This is a genomic window from Nitrobacter vulgaris (assembly GCF_031453995.1).
Taxonomy (GTDB): Bacteria; Pseudomonadota; Alphaproteobacteria; order Rhizobiales; family Xanthobacteraceae; genus Nitrobacter; species Nitrobacter vulgaris.
Genome location: NZ_JAVDPZ010000054.1, coordinates 1 through 17,785, shown reverse-complemented (window position 1 = coordinate 17,785; position 17,785 = coordinate 1). Strand labels below are relative to the sequence as shown.

General features: G+C 60.7%; 16 protein-coding genes. 5 read left to right on the top strand and 11 right to left on the bottom strand.

The features are described from left to right. Window positions 1-132: 132 nt before the first annotated feature. The 8 genes from GGQ85_RS19455 to GGQ85_RS19420 all read right to left on the bottom strand — a co-directional run bounded on the left by GGQ85_RS19455 (window position 133) and on the right by GGQ85_RS19420 (window position 7,070). Window positions 133-1,119: a hypothetical protein gene (locus tag GGQ85_RS19455; protein WP_309775909.1), complete on the bottom strand. Its 987-nt coding sequence runs from the start codon at window positions 1,117-1,119 to the stop codon at window positions 133-135. Window positions 1,120-1,289: 170 nt separating this feature from the next. After that, a complete protein-coding gene (locus GGQ85_RS19450) occupies window positions 1,290-1,787 on the bottom strand; it encodes a TPM domain-containing protein (protein WP_309775908.1) in 498 nt (165 codons plus the stop codon). 2 nt (window positions 1,788-1,789) lie between these two features. After that, on the bottom strand, window positions 1,790-2,653 hold the full coding sequence (locus GGQ85_RS19445) for a TPM domain-containing protein (RefSeq protein WP_309775907.1): 864 nt from the start codon (window positions 2,651-2,653) through the stop codon (window positions 1,790-1,792). Window positions 2,654-2,674: 21 nt separating this feature from the next. After that, window positions 2,675-3,283, bottom strand: coding sequence for a LemA family protein (locus tag GGQ85_RS19440; RefSeq protein WP_309775906.1), 609 nt, complete (start codon window positions 3,281-3,283; stop codon window positions 2,675-2,677). Window positions 3,284-3,500: 217 nt separating this feature from the next. Further along, window positions 3,501-4,721 (bottom strand): citrate transporter, encoded by a 1,221-nt coding sequence (locus tag GGQ85_RS19435; protein ID WP_309775905.1) that lies wholly within the window; start codon window positions 4,719-4,721, stop codon window positions 3,501-3,503. Window positions 4,722-4,895: 174 nt separating this feature from the next. Next, window positions 4,896-5,438 (bottom strand): flavin reductase family protein, encoded by a 543-nt coding sequence (locus tag GGQ85_RS19430; RefSeq protein WP_309775904.1) that lies wholly within the window; start codon window positions 5,436-5,438, stop codon window positions 4,896-4,898. An 8-nt stretch (window positions 5,439-5,446) separates the two neighbouring features. After that, complete coding sequence (locus GGQ85_RS19425; RefSeq protein WP_309775903.1) at window positions 5,447-6,676, bottom strand: acyl-CoA dehydrogenase family protein; 1,230 nt, start codon at window positions 6,674-6,676, stop codon at window positions 5,447-5,449. A 124-nt stretch (window positions 6,677-6,800) separates the two neighbouring features. After that, a complete protein-coding gene (locus GGQ85_RS19420) occupies window positions 6,801-7,070 on the bottom strand; it encodes a hypothetical protein (RefSeq protein WP_309775902.1) in 270 nt (89 codons plus the stop codon). Between the two features lie 450 nt (window positions 7,071-7,520). Here GGQ85_RS19420 and GGQ85_RS19415 point away from each other — a divergent pair, with 450 nt between their 5' ends. The 4 genes from GGQ85_RS19415 (at window position 7,521) to GGQ85_RS19400 (ending at window position 13,017) form a co-directional block, all read left to right on the top strand. Continuing rightward, entirely contained in the window at window positions 7,521-10,043 is a 2,523-nt protein-coding gene (locus tag GGQ85_RS19415; protein ID WP_309775901.1) for a DUF3772 domain-containing protein, read from the top strand. Window positions 10,044-10,108: 65 nt separating this feature from the next. Then, window positions 10,109-10,513, top strand: coding sequence for a winged helix-turn-helix domain-containing protein (locus GGQ85_RS19410; protein WP_079447753.1), 405 nt, complete (start codon window positions 10,109-10,111; stop codon window positions 10,511-10,513). Between the two features lie 231 nt (window positions 10,514-10,744). Next, window positions 10,745-11,308: a DUF2478 domain-containing protein gene (locus tag GGQ85_RS19405; protein WP_079447754.1), complete on the top strand. Its 564-nt coding sequence runs from the start codon at window positions 10,745-10,747 to the stop codon at window positions 11,306-11,308. Between the two features lie 131 nt (window positions 11,309-11,439). Beyond that, window positions 11,440-13,017, top strand: coding sequence for an FGGY-family carbohydrate kinase (locus tag GGQ85_RS19400; protein ID WP_309775900.1), 1,578 nt, complete (start codon window positions 11,440-11,442; stop codon window positions 13,015-13,017). A gap of 51 nt (window positions 13,018-13,068) precedes the next feature. Here the strand turns inward: GGQ85_RS19400 and GGQ85_RS19395 are convergent, their stop codons facing one another. Then, window positions 13,069-14,757, bottom strand: coding sequence for an outer membrane beta-barrel protein (locus GGQ85_RS19395; protein WP_309775899.1), 1,689 nt, complete (start codon window positions 14,755-14,757; stop codon window positions 13,069-13,071). A gap of 193 nt (window positions 14,758-14,950) precedes the next feature. Here GGQ85_RS19395 and GGQ85_RS19390 point away from each other — a divergent pair, with 193 nt between their 5' ends. Beyond that, window positions 14,951-15,964, top strand: a complete 1,014-nt coding sequence (locus tag GGQ85_RS19390; RefSeq protein WP_079447756.1) for a KpsF/GutQ family sugar-phosphate isomerase — start codon at window positions 14,951-14,953, stop codon at window positions 15,962-15,964. A gap of 61 nt (window positions 15,965-16,025) precedes the next feature. On the opposite strand, the gene GGQ85_RS19385 is transcribed toward GGQ85_RS19390, so the two are convergent. After that, window positions 16,026-16,472 carry an NfeD family protein gene (locus GGQ85_RS19385; RefSeq protein WP_079447757.1) on the bottom strand — a complete coding sequence of 149 codons (447 nt, stop codon included), beginning with the start codon at window positions 16,470-16,472 and terminating at the stop codon, window positions 16,026-16,028. Between the two features lie 26 nt (window positions 16,473-16,498). After that, window positions 16,499-17,494, bottom strand: a complete 996-nt coding sequence (locus GGQ85_RS19380) for an SPFH domain-containing protein (RefSeq protein ID WP_309775898.1) — start codon at window positions 17,492-17,494, stop codon at window positions 16,499-16,501. Window positions 17,495-17,785: the final 291 nt, after the last annotated feature.

Genomic DNA, 17,785 nt, shown 5'->3' with positions numbered 1-17,785 from the left:
GACGTCGTCTCAACCATGGTCAGCTCTCCAAAAAGCCGACCACCCATGAATCATTGAAAACGTGATTCGAGAATCCTGTTGAGACGATCCATCTATAAATCTGCCAAAGTAGTGCTAGGCGTGGAGACCGCGTCAGCGCGCTACGATCAGACCTCTGCTGGTTACGACAACCCAGCGACCGTCCTGCTTGCGGATCGCATCGACACGGCCGAGCCCCGGCACCGGATCGCCGGTGTGAACCTCGTAGACGCCGCTCCGGCCTTCTATCAAAGCATTGCCATCCATGACGTCGTGCAAGACCCAGCCCTGGACTGCGGGCAAACGCGCGATGCTCGGCTTGGGCGCCGGTAGCGGCACCGGCTCGGCAGCCGGAATCGAGCCTGTCACGTTCGCTGCGGCGGTGGTTGCAGGCGCAGCCGGTGCTGCCGGCGCTGTGGCCGAATGCTGCTTGTCCAGCGCCTCCTGGAGTTTCGTCAATCTGGCCGCCGAGTCAGCATGCGCCTTCTCAATCTTGCCCAGACGATCGTTGACCTTGGCGAACTGGCCGACATCGCCCTTGGTCGAACGATCGATACCTGTTTTTAACGTGGCGATTTCGGATTCGAGCCACTCGATCGTGCCTTCCAATGCCTGGGTACGGTCCGCAATCGCCGACGACTGTTGATCCGCGGTGCCGTGTCCGAGGCCGGATGTCACGAGCGAACCGCCGATCGCGCCAATAATTGCGGCCACTGCCGCTATCGCTGCAATAGCGTTGAAACGCCGTTTGCCGAACCGGCTCGATGTCTGCGCGCCACCGGCTGCCGTTGAATTCTGATCGTGGCCCGCGCGGTCCCATGCCTCGCGGTGGAACGGCGCGACGATCATTGTCTTGCCGGTTTCTCGCAGAGCGTCGGCCTTCGGAGCTTCCATCTCAACGTCGCGTTCGACCCGAGAGACTTCCGTCCTCGGAGCTTCTGTCTCAATCGTGGGCTCGATCCGAGGTGCTACTGGCTTAGCGTCGTCGGGCGGCGGCACGGACGCGAGTTTCGAAGGCTCGGCGCGCGATGACTCGTCCCCTGTCCCGCTGAATTCGTTACCGTGCTCACCGGTGGTCCGCTCAGACGAATGGTCGCTCACGTTAAAAACCTCCATGACAGGTTGACCATCTGGTAACTTCATTGCTTGCGGAATCGTTACCTTCGGCACCATTGCGGAAATTTTAGGATTTTTTCCGACCGACAAGACGGCTTAACTGAGTCAGCAAGCGTCCCGGCCGCCGTCGGGGCGAGAGCAATGGCGACGCCAAATCAGATCACGACCGGCGCGTCAGGAAGCTCATTCGGGCCGGTCCCCTGCTTTGGGAAATGGTGTGCAAGTTGTCGCGAGATGGCTTCGATGCCCGTGACGGCCCCCGCCTCGAAACGACCTTGCTTGAATTCAGCCTCCATCGTGGCACAGATGGTCTTCCACACCGCTTCGCCGACCCTGGCGTGAATGCTGCGGTCGGCAACGATCTCGACATCGCGGTCGGCAAGCAGCAGATAGATCAGAATGCCGTTGTTGTGCGCGGTATCCCAAATTCGCAGATGCGCGAACACATCAAGCGCCCGCGCCGGCGCCGGCTGATCGCGAAACAAAGGGATGCCATCGAGCGCGCCTTCAACGGCGAACACCACCTGACCCGAATGGGTCGCCTCTCCGGCGCGGATAGCCCGCTCGATGACCGCCATCACGTCCGGCGGGAAATACTTTCGCACCCGCCAGCGGCTCCCGAGCAGATGCTTGCCGATGCGTCCGATGCCCATGCCTACCAGCTCCCCGATGCGCCGCCGCCGCCGAAGCCGCCGCCACCGCCGCTAAAGCCGCCGCCGCCCGAGAACGATCCGCCTCCCCTGCCGCCTCCGACCCAGGTGCCGCCGCCCCGGCCCGCGCTTGAAACAATCGCATCGCCGAACAGCGTGAAGATGAAAGCAAGCCCACCGGCAATGCCGGAGACAACGAGCGATCCGATGAACAGCCAGGCCAGGAAACCGACGATTCCTCCGACCGCCATCGAACCGAACAGCCGGCCGAAGACACTCCGAAAGATCCCACCGAGGACGAGAACGCCGACGATGACAAAGGGATTGAAGATATCCTCGATGCTGAAATTGTTCGCGTACTGTCCCTGCGGCTTTGGCGCAGGTAGCGGCTCGCCGTCGATCACGCGCAACATGCGATCGACGCCGGCCGAAATGCCGCCGGCAAAATCGCCGTTCCGGAACTTCGGCACGATCTCTTCGTCGATGATGCGCTTCGAGGTAAGGTCGGTCAGCGCGCCTTCGAGGCCGTAACCCACCTCGATCCGCAGCTTGCGGTCGTTCTTGGCGACGACGAGGATCGCGCCGTCATCGACTTTCTTGCGGCCGATCTTCCATTGTTCGGCAACGCGGATCGAATATTGCTCGATCGTTTCCGGCTCGGTCGTCGGCACGATCAGCACCGCGACCTGACTACCCTTGCGATCCTCGAACGCTTTCAAATCTTGTTCGAGCGACGCCTTCTGATCGCTGCCCAGCGTCGCGGTCTGATCGACCACGCGGCCGGTCAAAGGCGGCACCGCCACATCGGCGAACGCTGCGCCGACCCAACACAGCATCAGCGTCAGCAGCGCTGCCTTCAGGGTACGCATCATCGCCACCGGCTACGCCGGCTACTTCGGCGCGGCCGGCGCCGGATTGAAATCGACCTTCGGCGCGGTCGAGATGTCCTTTTCGTTATCGACCGTGAAATTCGGCTTCGTTTTGTAACCTAACGCCATGGCGGTCAGGTTGGTGGGGAACGAGCGAATGGTCACGTTATAGTCCTGCACCGCCTTGATGTAGCGATTGCGCGCCACAGTGATGCGATTCTCAGTGCCCTCGAGCTGGCCCATCAGATCGCGGAACAGCGCATCCGACTTGAGCTGCGGATAATTCTCGGTGACGACCAAAAGGCGCGACAACGCGCTGGAAAGCTCGCCCTGGGCGGCCTGGAATTTCTGGAACGCAGCCGGATCGTTGAGCACGTCTGGCGTCGCCTGGATGCTACCCACCTTGGCGCGCGCGTTGGTGACGCCAAGCAGAACATCTTTCTCCTGTTGCGCAAAACCCTTCACGGAATTGACGAGGTTCGGAATCAGGTCGGCACGACGCTGGTATTGATTGACCACTTCGGACCAATCGGACTTGATCTGCTCGTCCTGCGACTGGATAGCATTGTAGCCGCAATTGGTCAGGCTCAGAGTTGCGAGCGCCGCCAGCACCGTCAAAAGCTTTCGCATCATATGTCTCCTGCCGACAACAGATTGGGAAACGTCCCGCGACCTCTCGGCCATACAGCCGGAAGGTAGCAGATGTTAAGCGGGCCAGTCCTGTCAAATCCCTGCCCCACGCGGAACTCGCCTGTTCGCCGAATCTTTCCGCCGCGCGGTATAGTTCGAGGCATGATGACTATGGATATCGCGACGCGAACCTAACCAGGTGTGAGCCGATGCATCTTCAATGGGGCGCGTCGGGATTCCAGCCAAGTACGACCAGCATCACGAAAAAGCCGACAACGTACGCGACCGCGATGGGCCACCCGTGCCTGACCCATAGCCCAACCGATTTCGCCTCGGGATACATGTTCGACAGCGCCACGCCTGCAGAGGAGCCAAACCAGATCATCGAGCCGCCGAAGCCGACAGCGTAGGCGAGAAACCCCCAATCATAGCCGCCCTGCTTGAGCGCAAGCGCGGTAAGCGGGATGTTGTCGAACACCGACGAAACAAAGCCGAGACCGAGCGCCGTCTGCCACGACGCCGCCGGCAGCTTCTCGACCGGCATCATGGAGGCGGCAGTCACCAGCGCCAGAAGAAAGATCGTGCCCTTGAATGTTTCGGGCATGACCTTCCAATCCGGCGCGCGCAAAAAGGCTGTCAGCAAAATCGCCGACCAGACAGCTAGCCCGAGCACGGGAAGCGTATCGAGCAACACCGGGAATTTCAGATTGGCGGTCACATTCGCCGCCAGCGCGGCGATGAGGATGACTGCAACGATGACAACTCTCGCGCCGTCCACGCGCAAACCGCTCTGCGGATTTTTCACCACCGGCGAAAAGCGATGTTGCCGCATTGCGGCCGGAATCGCAAAGATCGCGAGCGCCACGATGGACCCGATATATGCCTCCAGCACACTGAGCGGGCTGATGCCGTCAATCCACATCATCGTCGTTGTCGTGTCGCCGACCACACTCCCAGCGCCGCCGGCATTGGAGGCCGCGACGATCGCGGCCAGATAGCTGATGTGAACCTTTTCCCGAAAGACATGGCGCGCTACCGTGCCGCCGATCAGCGCACCCGCGATGTTGTCGAGAAAGCTCGACAGAACGAAGACTATGATGAGAAGGACGACGCCGCCTTTCCAGTCATCGGGCAGCACGGCTGGCATCTCATCGGGAATCCGGCTCTCCTCGAAGTGCCGCGACAGAATGGCAAATCCCATCAGCAACAGGAACAAGTTGGCCAACATGACCCACTCGTGGGTCATGTGATTGACAAGGCCGGCCACTCCCGTGCCAAACTTGAATCCGGTAAAACCCATCTTGTAACCGACGATCACTGCAAGACCGATCAAGGCTATAAGAAGCGTATGACGGTGAAACACCGCAATGCCGAGAAGAAGACACGCAAAGAAAATGAAATCGAGGGGTATTCCAACGACTAGAATCGAATCGGCCATCGCATTCTCAAATATTTCAGCATTGAAAAAGTGAGATCCGCACGGCGGATTCACGCGAGGGACGAGGGAAGTGAAACCGAATCGCTGCCGCAACGAATTTCGATCGTCTTCGCCTCTGACGTCGCGGCATGTGATCCCATGCCGGCTTGAGACGTTGATGGATAAATCAAACCATCATCCGCCGACGAAGCGGCCATACTTTCCGCGGGAAAACAACAGCGCTTCATCCCGGTTGTAGCTATAGGCTTCTACGGCGCCGAGGAAGATGACGTGATCCCCCCCGTAATAACGATCGACGGTTCGGCATTCAAAGTTCGCAACGCTGTCCGCCAGAAGCGGAGCGCCGCCGAGACCTGGCTTCCAGTCGGCCCCCTCGAACTTGCGGCTTGACGGCTGCGCAAATTTATCCGCAAGCCCATGCTGGGAAGTTCCGAGAACATTGACCGCGAAGTGGCTCGCATTCTGGAATACCCTCATGTTCCGTGAATAGATCACCAGACTCCAAAGCACCAGCGGCGGATTCAGCGAGACTGACGCGAACGAGTTGCACGTCAACCCGTGCGGTTTTCCTTCTTCGTCGGCAGCCGTGATGATGGTGACTCCCGTTGCATAGGTCCCGAGCGCGTTGCGGAAGTCGCGCGGATCAAGAGCTGACTCCCCACTCGCCAGCTCACGGGCCGGATCCGGCGTATCGGGAAGTTCAGGACCGTCGGCCATCAGACGCCTCACAACGTCAGATTCTGCGACGGCAGCCCGAGGGCGACCCGGCCGTAATCCGTGCCCGCAGCATCGAAGTTAAATGCGATATGGGAATTGATCGCGTTCGCATCGCGGAACTGGCGCTGCAGCGGAGCGCCGGCGAACAACCCGCGCGCGCCGCTCGACGCAAACAGCAACGAAACCGCCTCGGTGCACAGAGTCACAGCATAAGCGCCATCGCGCCGCCATCCGGTTTTTACCACCATGTCGGGGACAAGCCCGCGCCGCGCATCAGACATCGCTCGGATGCAGACCGAACGCATGATCAGACGAGCGGCGTCGATCTTCGCAGATGCTTCGGCAATCTTGATCTGTGTGGACTGAAGATCGCCTAGCATGGCGCGACTATAGGTGGTTGCGCGGTGCCGTGCGACCTCGATGTAGTCTTCGAGGCAGCCCTGGGCGTTACCAAGCGCCACCCCGGACAGCACGAACGGAAACAGCGCAAAAACCGGCAGGGCATAAAGCGGGTTCGCATTGACGGCACTTCCGGGCGACGGACCACCGGCGATGTCCTCGACCGACAGCGTCATCCAACCTTTGACGAAGACATCGTCGACAGCAACGTCGTTCGAGCCCGTTCCCTTCAGGCCGGCGGCGTTCCACATGTCGATGATCCGATAGTCTTCGCGGGGAATCAGAAAAATCCTGTACTCAATGCCGTCGGCTTCATCATCTGATAAAACGATCCCCGCCAGCATGTTCCACGCACAGCAATCCACTCCGGATGAAAACGGCCAGTGGCCCTGCAGGCGGTAGCCGCCCTCGACTTTCCTGGCACGGCCGGAAGGAAACACGAAGGACGACGCGATCAACGCGCTCGCATCCTTGGTCCAAACGGCATCCTGCGCGCGGCTGTCGAACATGCCGAGCATCCAGTGATGGCTCGCAAGGTTGGCCAGCGTCCAGGCCGCGGATGCGTCGGCCATGGCAATCGCCTCGGCGCAGTCGACGAGCGCTACATAGTCGAATTCAGAGCCGCCGACCCGCTTCGGCTGCAGGATTCTGAACAATCCGGCCTCGTGGAATTCCTCCTCCGTCTCCGGCGGCAAGCGCCGCAACTCCTCGGTCCTGGCAGCCCGGTCACGCAGATCCGGCGCCAGCGCTCGCGCCCGCGCCATCACAGCCGCATAGGCATGATCGTCTGCATCAGACCCTGCCGGATTTGCAGGCGTGCCGGGATCGATACCTGCCATTCGACAATCCCCTGAAATTCGGCTGAGCGACGTCGCCCATGCACGGGCTTCGTGATCACTCCTTCTAACTACAAGCGAGCAAGAGGAGGATCAACTACAGATGGCGTCCGCCGAATCCGGCAGTTTACTGCGCGGCGACCCTGTGGGATTTTGCAACGAGCCCTTTGTCGAGCTCGATGCGACAGCCCGAGCTAAGGCTGGCGCGGTTTTTGAGCATGCAAGCGGTGATCCGGCCGATGTCCGGGATTCGGAGCTGCAGCGGCGGAATGCGTCGCCTGTGGACTGTCGTTTCAGCGGAGAATGCACAGCTCGGGTTCGCCAGCGCGGTCAGGGAGGTTGCGACAGCCAGGATCGCGGCGATTTGACAGACGGTTTCGGTGTGAACGACGGTCATCTGAAGCCCTTTGAGCGGCCCTGAATCTGCGGCTGTTGTCGAGGCGGCACCCTGAACCATGGACTTTGGATAGACCGTGAGGTGAGTGACTCAAGAAATATGCAAGTTACATCAACGGAATACACATGATACGCCCCGCGCCGACAGCGAACGCCATTAAAGGACTGGGACAAATTGGCCTGTGGCCCGAGAGTTGTCCTTAGACCCTCTCATCGAACAACGTCGTCAGCATTACGAGTCGCTGAAGGCCAGGTTATTTCAAGCGAACGGCGGCTGAACCGTCGTACATACAATAGGCGGAATTCCGCCTATTGTAGCTTAAGCAAACTTGCGCGCCTTCACGCGCATTGCACGGCCGGACCAGAAGCGGAAAACCGTTATGGTCGGCTCCGCCATTCCTTTCTGGAATGCTGCATCGTCAATCCTCTGCAGTTTCGATAGGTAAAGAGCATGAAGACAATCCGCGTGGCAATTTTCTTCATCATCTTTTTATCGTGGATGCCTCTGCATGCCGCGACACCTGCGCCGGCGCCGGCACCGGGGAATGGCAAACCGGCGAGCCCGGCTGCTGCACCTCCCGCTCCCGCAGAGGATCTGCCGTCCGTCCCGGCGCCGGAGTTTCCGCGAGCGCAGTCGAAACTCGACGAGTGGAAGCAGACGCTCGATCAGGTCGAGGCGACGCTGCGCGCCAGAGTCATTCACGACACCGTGTTGAACGATCTTCGGGATCGATCCGCGACGGCGCAGCGCGAAGCACGCGAGCTGATATCGAGAATTACGCCTCGCCTCGAGGCGGCAAGCGCACGCGCCGCCGAACTCGCGCCAAGCCCTGAAGCCGCCGCTCCACAGCCCGACGACGTGAAGCTCGAACGGGCCAAACTATTGGCTGAGATCGCCGCAAGGCAAGGCGTCATTCAACAGGCCAAGCTCATCAACGTGCGAGCCCAGCAAACGATCGACGCGATCTCCGATCGGCGGCGCGCGGTATTCAACGAATCCGTGCTGCAGCGCTCCGCCAGCCTCGTCAATCCCGAGTTCTGGCTCACGGCCGCGAACGCAGCTCCGATTGCCGCCGGCCGCCTGGTCGATCTGCTCTCCAAGTGGGGGCGCGTGCTATCGTCACAGCCGCTTCGCGCCGCATCCGGCTTTGTTATCGCCGCCATCGTCGTGCTCGGATTCTTCCTGTCACCGGGCAGGCACTGGTGGTCAAGATGGACCACGCGCGATCCCGAGATCGCCAATCCCAGCGCGATGCGGAAGACGGGTTCCGCGGCCGCGATCGTGTTCACCGATACGGCGCTTACGGCCATCGCACTGTTTGTGCTGTACCAGGCGCTTCTGACGCTCGAGGTTCTCCCCGGCGACGTGACGCCGATCGTTCGGGCCCTGTTTCTGGGTATCACCTTCGGGTTCTTTTTTATCCGGCTGACCAGCGCGGTCCTCGCACCTGGCCGCCCATCATGGCGCCTGATCGAACTGGACAATGCCGCGGCCGACGGCCTGATTTCCTACTCGGTGCTGCTCGCCATGGTCACCGCGGTCGGCATCGTTCTCGACGCGCTCAGTCTGGCGATCGCATCGCCAATCGAGCTTACGATCGCAAGCCAGGCGATACTTGCAATCACGAAAGCGCTTCTCTTCATGGGCGCGCTGCGCGTTGCGGCCGCCACCGAAGCCGAGGAGGAATCCGCCGCACCCTCCTCCGCCCAAAGATCCGCGTGGCGCCTGCTGATTCCGATCGGCTGGATGATGGCCATGGCCGCCATTATCGGGCCCCTCGCGGGATATGTCGCATTAGGCCGGTTCATCACGATCGAAATGGTCGTGATGATCGTCGCGCTCATGAGTTTCATCCTCCTGAGCCGGTTCTCGGCGGTTCTTATCAATACGACGTTCGCTTTTAGCGGCGCGGTCGGCCGTTTTCTGCGGCAAACCGCCGGCCTCGGGAGCGGCGCGGTCCGTCAGATCGCTGCGGTGCTCGGTGGCCTCGTCCAACTGTCCCTAATCGGACTTACAGCCTTTATTATCCTCACCACGTGGGGAATTCGTTCTGACGACGTCGTCACGTCAATGTCGTCGGCGTTCTTCAGCTTTCAAATCGGCAACATCACCATTTCGCCGTCCCAGATTCTCGGCGCGCTTGCGGTGCTCACCGTCGGCGTCGTGGCCACGCGCGCGCTCAAGCGATGGCTGGAGGAGCGTTTCCTTCCTGAAACAAATCTCGATGTCGGCGTTCGCAGTTCGATCGGCACCGGCGCGGGCTATGCGGGGGTCATTCTCGCGACTCTGATCGCGCTGTCGTATGTCGGACTTAACTTGCAGAACGTCGCTATCGTGGCCGGCGCGCTGTCAGTCGGCATCGGCTTCGGACTGCAATCCATCATCAACAACTTCGTCTCCGGCCTGATTCTACTTGTGGAGCGCCCGATCAAGGTCGGAGATCGCATCGAAGTCGGTACCCGCATGGGCGTCGTGAAACGCATCAACGTGCGCGCCACCGAAATCGCCACATATGATAACGTCTCGGTGATCGTGCCGAACGCGGAACTGATCAGCGGCCAGGTCGTCAACTGGATGCATGGGAGTTATTCGGCTCGCCTGTCCGTAACGGTCAGCACCTCCTGTGACGCGAACCCGGACAAGGTCGTCGAAATCCTGCTCGACATCGTCGCGCACCACCCCCGCGCCCTGAAGTCGCCTGAACCATTTGCAATTCTCAACAAATTCGGTCCCGACGCGCTGGAATTTGCGGTCTTTTTTCACGTCGCGCATATCGGCATCGATGCAGGAGCCGCCAACGAGGTCAGACTCGAGATTCTCAAGCGCTTCCGAAAGGAGGGAATCGCGCTTCCGAACACTCAACGGGACCTGTATATTGGCGACCTCGATCGCATCGAAGCTTTCGTGCGCGACCTGGCTGACGGCAGACGCTCCGGGGCGTCAGGACGGCGGATAGGTTCATTGGAAAGCTGACGTTCACCATCGAATGATGTATAGTTCGGCTTCCGTATCTTCGATCGTGAAATACCGAGCGTGAAATGCAGGCTTTATCCAACAGATCACTACCCTCACTGAGTTTGCGAATCGATCTGGATCCAAAGGGCCGCATCGGACCAGGCAAGATCCAACTGCTCGAAAGCATCCATACTTGCGGCTCAATTTCAGCCGCCGGACGTGCCATGGACATGTCCTACAAGCGCGCGTGGGATCTCGTCGATGAAATAAATCGCATCTGCCGGCAGGCGGCGGTCGCGCGGCAGACCGGCGGCAAGAACGGCGGCGGCGCGGTCCTGACCCCCTTCGGGGTCGCCCTGGTCGCTCGCTATCGCAAGATAGAACGCGATGCCGCCAGCGCGGTCCACAAGGAACTCGAGGCGCTGCGAAACGACATCCGGCACCCGAAGAAAAGCACGGAACGAGACAGGGACGCCAAGGCTCGTTGATCCGGCCGCGCCGTAACGCCGAGCGGCCCACGTTTACCGCACCGGCCGGCCGCATCCGGCGCTCATTTCCCCTGCTTCCCGCCTGCAGCGCTCTGGCCTGATTTCGCCTAACGTGATATACTAAAAAATACAACGAAGAAGAGCAGGCGGCCCGAGAGGTGATCGCAGGCCTCTCGGACCCGCCGGGTAATCGTTGACGAGCTCTGCTGCGACGTAAGAAAGGGACGGATCATGTTCGATGCCCAATGCGACCTCGCCGCTCTGGTCTATACGGAGGGAGAGAACCCCGATGATGTCCTCCATGAATTTGCCTCCGATCTGAACGAGAGCGGCCACCTCGCGGTGGGCATTGTTCAGCTTGGTCGCCACCGCATTGATGCCGATCTGTCAGCAACGCTGATCCCGACCGGCGAGCAGCTTCGGCTCCATCAGAATCTTGCGCATGACCCGGCGAGGTGCCGGCTGGACATCGAACGGTTGACAAACGCGGGCGAACGGATTGCACGGACTCTCGACGAAGGCGGGGATATCCTCATCGTCAACCGATTCGGCCGGCAGGAGCGCAAAGGCGGAGGCCTTGCCCATCTGATCGAGCGCGCGCTCGACGCCGACATTCCGGTCGTAATCGCGGTGCCGAGCCACTATTTTGCGGACTGGATCACATTTGCCGGCGGCATGACCGTCAAACTGCGTTGCGACCGGAAATCGCTGGATGCGTGGTGGAGACTCGTGTCGGCACCTACTGGCAGCCTGCGTCCACCGGACCATTTGACGGTCTGTGAAGTTATCAAATAGGCTGCTCATCTCTAAAAGCCGCAAGCATGATCGCGTGCGTGCTTGCGAGGTCGAATTGAGGCTTGTCCGCTTAACTTCCTTGACGCGATAACTCCTTGACACGACGGCAGCGTTTCCTTTGTAGGTGCCGCATGCCTGACCTTGTAATCGCGGTGGATGTCGGATCGAATAGCGCGCGCGCAGGCGTATTCGACGCAGGCGGCCTCCTGCTGGCGCGCGCCGAAGCTCCGTTTGCGACCGCACATCCCAAAACCGATCATGCCGAGCATAGTTCGGATGAGATCTGGGCAGCGGTCTGCCACGCGGTACGCGATGCCGTTGCGGCCGGACATATCGCTGCCGAAGATGTCAAAGGCATCGCCTTCGACGCCACCTGCTCGCTCGTCACCCTAGACCGCGGCGGTCGGCCGGTTACGGCCTCCATCACCGGCGATGATCGCTGGAACGTGATCATGTGGGCCGACCATCGGGCCGCGGCAGAAGCGGATGAGATCACCGCCACTCGCCATCGCGTGCTTGACCACGTCGGCAATGTGATGTCGCCGGAAATGGAAATTCCGAAGCTGCTTTGGCTGAAACGACATTGTCCCAATGCCTGGCGCCGCTACGGGCTTATGCTTGACCTCACCGACTACCTGACCTGGAAGGCGACGGGCCGGGTCGCTGTCTCCACCTGCACCGTAACATGCAAATGGACTTATCTTTCCCACGAGCGGCATGGCTGGCAAAGCGATTTCCTGTCGCAAGTCGGGCTCGATGACTTGCAGGATAGAGCGTCGCTTCCCGCCTCGACGCTGCCGATCGGAACAAGTGCCGGTCCACTGACCGCCGAAAGCGCCGACCAGCTTGGCCTGCCCCGCGGCTGTGTTGTCGGCGTCGGCGCAATCGATGCCCATGCCGGCGGTATCGGCATGCTTGGCAACCTCGACGCACCCGGCCTCAACAAGACTCTCGCCATGATCGCCGGCACATCCTCATGCCACATGGCGGCCTCGCCCGACCCGAGGCAAATTCCCGGAGTATGGGGTCCGTATTACGATGCGATGCTGCCGGGCTACTGGCTGAACGAAGGTGGTCAATCCGCCACCGGTTCGTTGCTCGATCACATTCTCGACCTCCATGCCGAAGGCAGATCGCTTGGAGCGGACCGACATGCGGTGATGGCAGCACAAATCGAAGCAGCGCTGACGGCAAGCGGATTCACGTTTGTCGAGGATCTGCATGTGCTGCCGGACTTTCATGGCAACCGCTCGCCGCTCGCCGACCCGGAGTCAGTCGGCGTGATCCACGGACTGCGCCTTGACGCCTCACCCACGTCGTTAACGCGGCTTTATTTCGCGACCGCTGTCGGCATCGCGCTGGGAACACGGCACATCATCGATGCCCTGAACGACGCCGGCTATAACATCGCCCATATCCGGCTGACGGGAGGCCATGCTGCGAGCTCGCTGCTGGTCCAGCTCTACGCCGATGCCGCAGGTGTCGCGGTTTCCCTGCCCGAACAACCAGACGGCGTGCTGTTGGGAACCGCATGTGCCGCGGCAGCCGGCTGTGGACTTTATCCATCGGTTACGGCGGCCGCAGCGGCAATGACCCGGATCGGTCGAACCGTGCAGCCAGCTCCTGCGGCGCGCAATTTCTTCGACCGGCGCTACCGCGCGTTCTTAATGATGCACGAGCATCGCCGGGCATTGTCGCAGTTCGTGTGATGGGCAGCAAGATGCAGGAGCCTTCCGCTTCTCATTGAGCGGTGAAAGGCTCTAGCGCTGCAACCGGACGCCGAGCATCACCACAGTCGCCACCGAACTTGCGCCGACAATATTCGAATCCAGCAGGTCGCGGCGCACCTGGGCCCTGATCTGGTACTCGCGGCTCAGCTTGTAAATGAGTTCGCCGGAAATCGAGTAGACTTGGTCGGAACGGGTCGACCCCTGATATTCTTGCGTCCCATAGGTGAACCTGCCGATCGCGGTCAGCCAGCGGCGGAAATCGTGATTGAGCTCGAAAGTGTAGGTGCGTGTCAGTACGCCGGAGACACCCGCCACCATGGATTCATCGACGAAGGTCACTGTGGTGAACCTCGCCGTGGTCAGCGGCGTCGCGAACCAAACCAGCGACCCGCTGGTGAGCAGGCCGGTCAACTGACTGAGACTCGGGTCCGCATAGTTCCGGGCGGTATAGCCGATAGAGGCTTCGCCAATCAGTAAACGTGTCAATTCAAAGCTGGACCCGATCTTGGCATAGCCGCCACGGGAGTCGCGCTGGAAGCCATTGCGATCGAATTGCGTGTCGCGGATTCGCGTGTCCGCCTCGACTTCGCCGAACGGCTTTAAGCCGGGCAATAGATCATAGCTCGCGCGCGCCACGGCACCGTATTGATTGAAGTTGCGGTCATCGTTGGACGTCGATGTACCGTCCGTCAATTGCGAGTACTGATACATGGTGCGGTCTGCCATTCCGTTCAGCGAAACCTGCAGCCGGTTGAAGTCGTGTTCGATGCCGGCCGTTCCCCCGGTCGTCACAAAGATCGGATACCTTATCAGACCGGCCTGGACGTTGGGACTGCCGGGATTGTCGGTGCTAACCCGCAATCGCACTTCCGAATTTATGCGGGTATCGTACCTGACGTCGAGACGTCCATCGACCCTGCCGATGAAGTCCGGCCGATCCACGTTCGTTGGCACCGACACGATCGACTGTGGATTATCGGCCCCCGGCGGGAAAGTTCTGCCAAATCCGGTGAACGATCCGCGAAAATCGACAAGGAGGGAGTGTCGCGACCAATTTGATGCAGCCACGAATTCGGGCGACAGCATATAGAACGCCGAGCCCTCCGGCCTATTGAAGCGACCGGGATTGGTGTTGTAGCCACCCCAAAGCTCGACTGCCGACTTCACGAGAAAGCTGCCGACGTAATTGCCCACGGGGCCGAACGGATCGTCATCGCGCTTCAGGCGGCGGCGCGTGGGCTGCCCCTCGACCTTCCCGGCCATCGCCGGGGCAAGCGGAGTCGTATTGGCGGTCGATGACGGCGGGATCGATAACGGCGGTGGTGGCGGAACGGGAACAAAGTTGCCCGGCCCCGGCGGTTGCTTCGGTTTCGGCGTGCCGGGATAAAGTTTCAGCTTCTTGCGCCGGCGATTGAGCGAATCATAGCCCGTATCGTCCGCACCCGCCGCGGCGGGGATGTCGTAGGTGGGAATTCTGCCGATGCGGGAGGGAGCCATTGTTGACGGCGCCAACGCCACATCGCCGCCGGCATCCCCGGTCCGACGCAAGGAAGGCTCCTGCGCTTGAAAAAGCCCGCCCCGAAGCGGAGTAACGGCATCGCCGGTGAGTGTCTGGGCCTCAACAGTCGCGCACCCCGGAACGATGAGCGCGAGGCAAACCAAAACCGCACGCCAGGTCGGCGCGCGCTGGCAAAAGCCCGTCGCTGGACCGGTAGACACGATCCCGAAAACTCCAAACAAAACATAAACTTAAAAAGCTCGCCTGAAGCGGGCTTGCTATCGTTAATGGAGTTAAAACAATTATGGTTAACGGGCCGTTGAGAATGCGAAGCTGCATCGCATCGCACAAGTAGGCGTGCTAAGCACAACGATCGGACCAAACATTGCTTCCGTGTCTCAGCGTGGAACCAGCATGACCTCATTTGAATCACGCACAGTGACACCCGCCATGACCGATCGGGCGAACGCCGCAATCGAGTCCGCATTGCGGACCTTCGAGGCGGAGGCTGGCGGCGTGTCGGCGCTTGCCGCGGCGCTCAGATCCGATCTCGGTCCCGCATTCGCTGCTGCAGCGGACCTGATCCGCAACGCCAAAGGACGGCTGATCGTCACCGGTCTCGGCAAGTCCGGCCACATTGGCCGCAAGATCGCTGCGACTTTTGCCTCGACCGGGACGCCTGCCTTCTTCGTCCATGCGGCGGAAGCCAGTCATGGCGATCTTGGCATGATCACTCCCGATGATGTCATCATGGCGCTGTCCTGGTCGGGCGAGCAGCCGGAGATGAAGAATCTCATCACCTATGCCAAACGTTTTCGCATTCCCCTGATCGCCATGACCGCCGAGCGCGACTCCACACTGGGCAAAGCCGCAGATGTCGCGCTGGTGCAGCCCAAGGCGCGCGAAGCCTGTCCGCATAACCTCGCGCCGACGACGTCCTCGCTGATGCAACTCGCGCTCGGCGATGGGCTCGCCATCGCGTTACTGGAGGGCCGGGGCTTCACCTCGGTCGACTTCAGCGTTCTGCATCCCGGCGGCAAGCTCGGCGCACTGTTGAAATACACCCGCGACCTCATGCACAGTGGCGACGCCCTGCCGTTGAAACCGCTCGGCACAAAGATGTCGGATGCTCTGGTCGAGATGACGTCAAAGGGGTTCGGCTGCGTCGGCGTCATTGACGGCCAGAGTCACCTGGTCGGGATCGTCACCGACGGCGACCTACGCCGTCACATGGGACCCGACCTGATGACTGCTCGCGTCGACGATGTCATGACGCCCCATCCGAAGACGATCGGACGCGACCTCCTGGCGGGCGAGGCACTCGAAATCCTCAACTCGTCGAAGATCACGGCGCTGATCGTAACCGATGGGAAAAAGCCGGTCGGCATCGTGCATTTGCACGACCTACTGCGCGCGGGCGTGGCTTGATCATCAAGCGAAGGAACCCCTCGCGGGATCTTCCTAGTACTCTGCGGCGGCCAGATGCGCGCTACGATGCCGCAGCCACTGTCAGGCTCGCGCCGTTCGCCTTCACAATTTTCACCCGGCTACCGGCCGGTGCGTCCGGTCCTTCGATCCGCCAGATCGTATCGTCGATCCGCACCGTGCCCGTCCCATCTACGATCGGCTTCTCCAGCGTGAACACGCGCCCGACCAGCGCATGAGCGCGCTTGTTGAGGAACGGGCTGTCGCCGGCGCTCGAATCCGAGCGCGCCACCCGACGCCATAGCGGCACCGCGGCGACTGCGAACACGGCAAACATCAAGAGCTGCGTTTGCCACGTTGGATCAATCAGGAACGACAGCACACCCACCAGAAATGCCGCCAGTCCCAGCCAGAACAGGAATACGCCCGGCACGAGCAGTTCGAGGCCCATCAGAACGACGCCAAAGATCAACCAGTTCCAGGTTCCCAGCGACGTGAACATGTCACCCATAAACGCTCTCCTTCGCCCGGTTTATCCTATCCCTGCGAAGGGACCGAGGCCGGCGCACCCGCATTGGGCACCGCCCCCCTCCGTGCAGTTGCCGTAGCCGGCGCAGCACTCTCGCCGAAGGTGGCCCTGGCGATCTCGCCAATGCCGGCCAGGGACGCCAGCATGCTGGTGGCTTCCATCGGCAACATCACAACTTTCTGGTTGGGCGAGTTTGCAAGCTGACCGAACGCCTTGATGTACTTATCAGCGATGAAATAGTTGAGTGACGCTACGTCACCCTTCGCGATCGCCTCGCTCACCATGCGCGTCGCCTTGGCCTCGGCTTCCGCCGACCGTTCGCGTGCTTCAGCATCGCGGAAGGCGGCTTCCTTTCGGCCCTCGGCTTCGAGAATCTGCGACTGCTTCTGCCCCTCGGCCTTGAGAATCGCCGACTGGCGCTGGCCTTCAGCCTGAAGAATGTCAGCGCGTTTTTCCCGCTCGGCCTTCATCTGGCGGCCCATCGCCTGCACGAGGTCGGCAGGCGGCACGATGTCCTTGATCTCGATGCGGTTGACCTTCAGACCCCACGGAGATACCGCGGCATCCACGACGCGAAGCAGCCGCTCGTTGATCTCATCACGATGCGACAGCACCTGGTCAAGGTCCATCGAACCCATCACCGAGCGGATATTGGTCATTGTCAGCGTCACGATGGCCTGGTTGAGGTTCGCGACCTCGTAGCTCGCCTTGGCGGCATCGAACACCTGGTAGAAGGCGACGCCGTCCACGCTGACGGTCGCGTTGTCCTTGGTGATGACCTCCTGCTTGGGAATGTCGATCACCTGCTCCATCATGTTCATTTTGCGCCCGACCCGGTCGATATAGGGAACAATGAGATTGAGACCGGGATCGAGCGTCCGCGTGTACTTGCCGAACCGTTCGATGGTCCAGTCGTAGCCCTGCGGCACGGTCTTGACGCCGGCCAACAGCGTCAGGATCACGAGCGCCACGAAAACAATCGCGAAAATATCGAAGCCGGTCATGAAATGCTCCCTGCGAGGCGCCGTCCTTCAAGAACGCAATGCGCCCGCGCCACCCGCATAATGCAAAGCTGTGAACTCCCGGTTAGTCGCCACCGATAGATGTAAGGTTCGACTGAGCAAAATCGAGAGACAACAGAAACCATGGCGATCATGGTTTCTCGGTTCGCGCGCAAAAAGGGACGCACGCTTTAGAACGACTAGAACCGATCGACATTCATCGCATCCATATCATGGCTGCTGCGAGCTTGATGAAGCCTGTGAAGTGTTCTGTTCGCCTGTCGTATCGGGTGG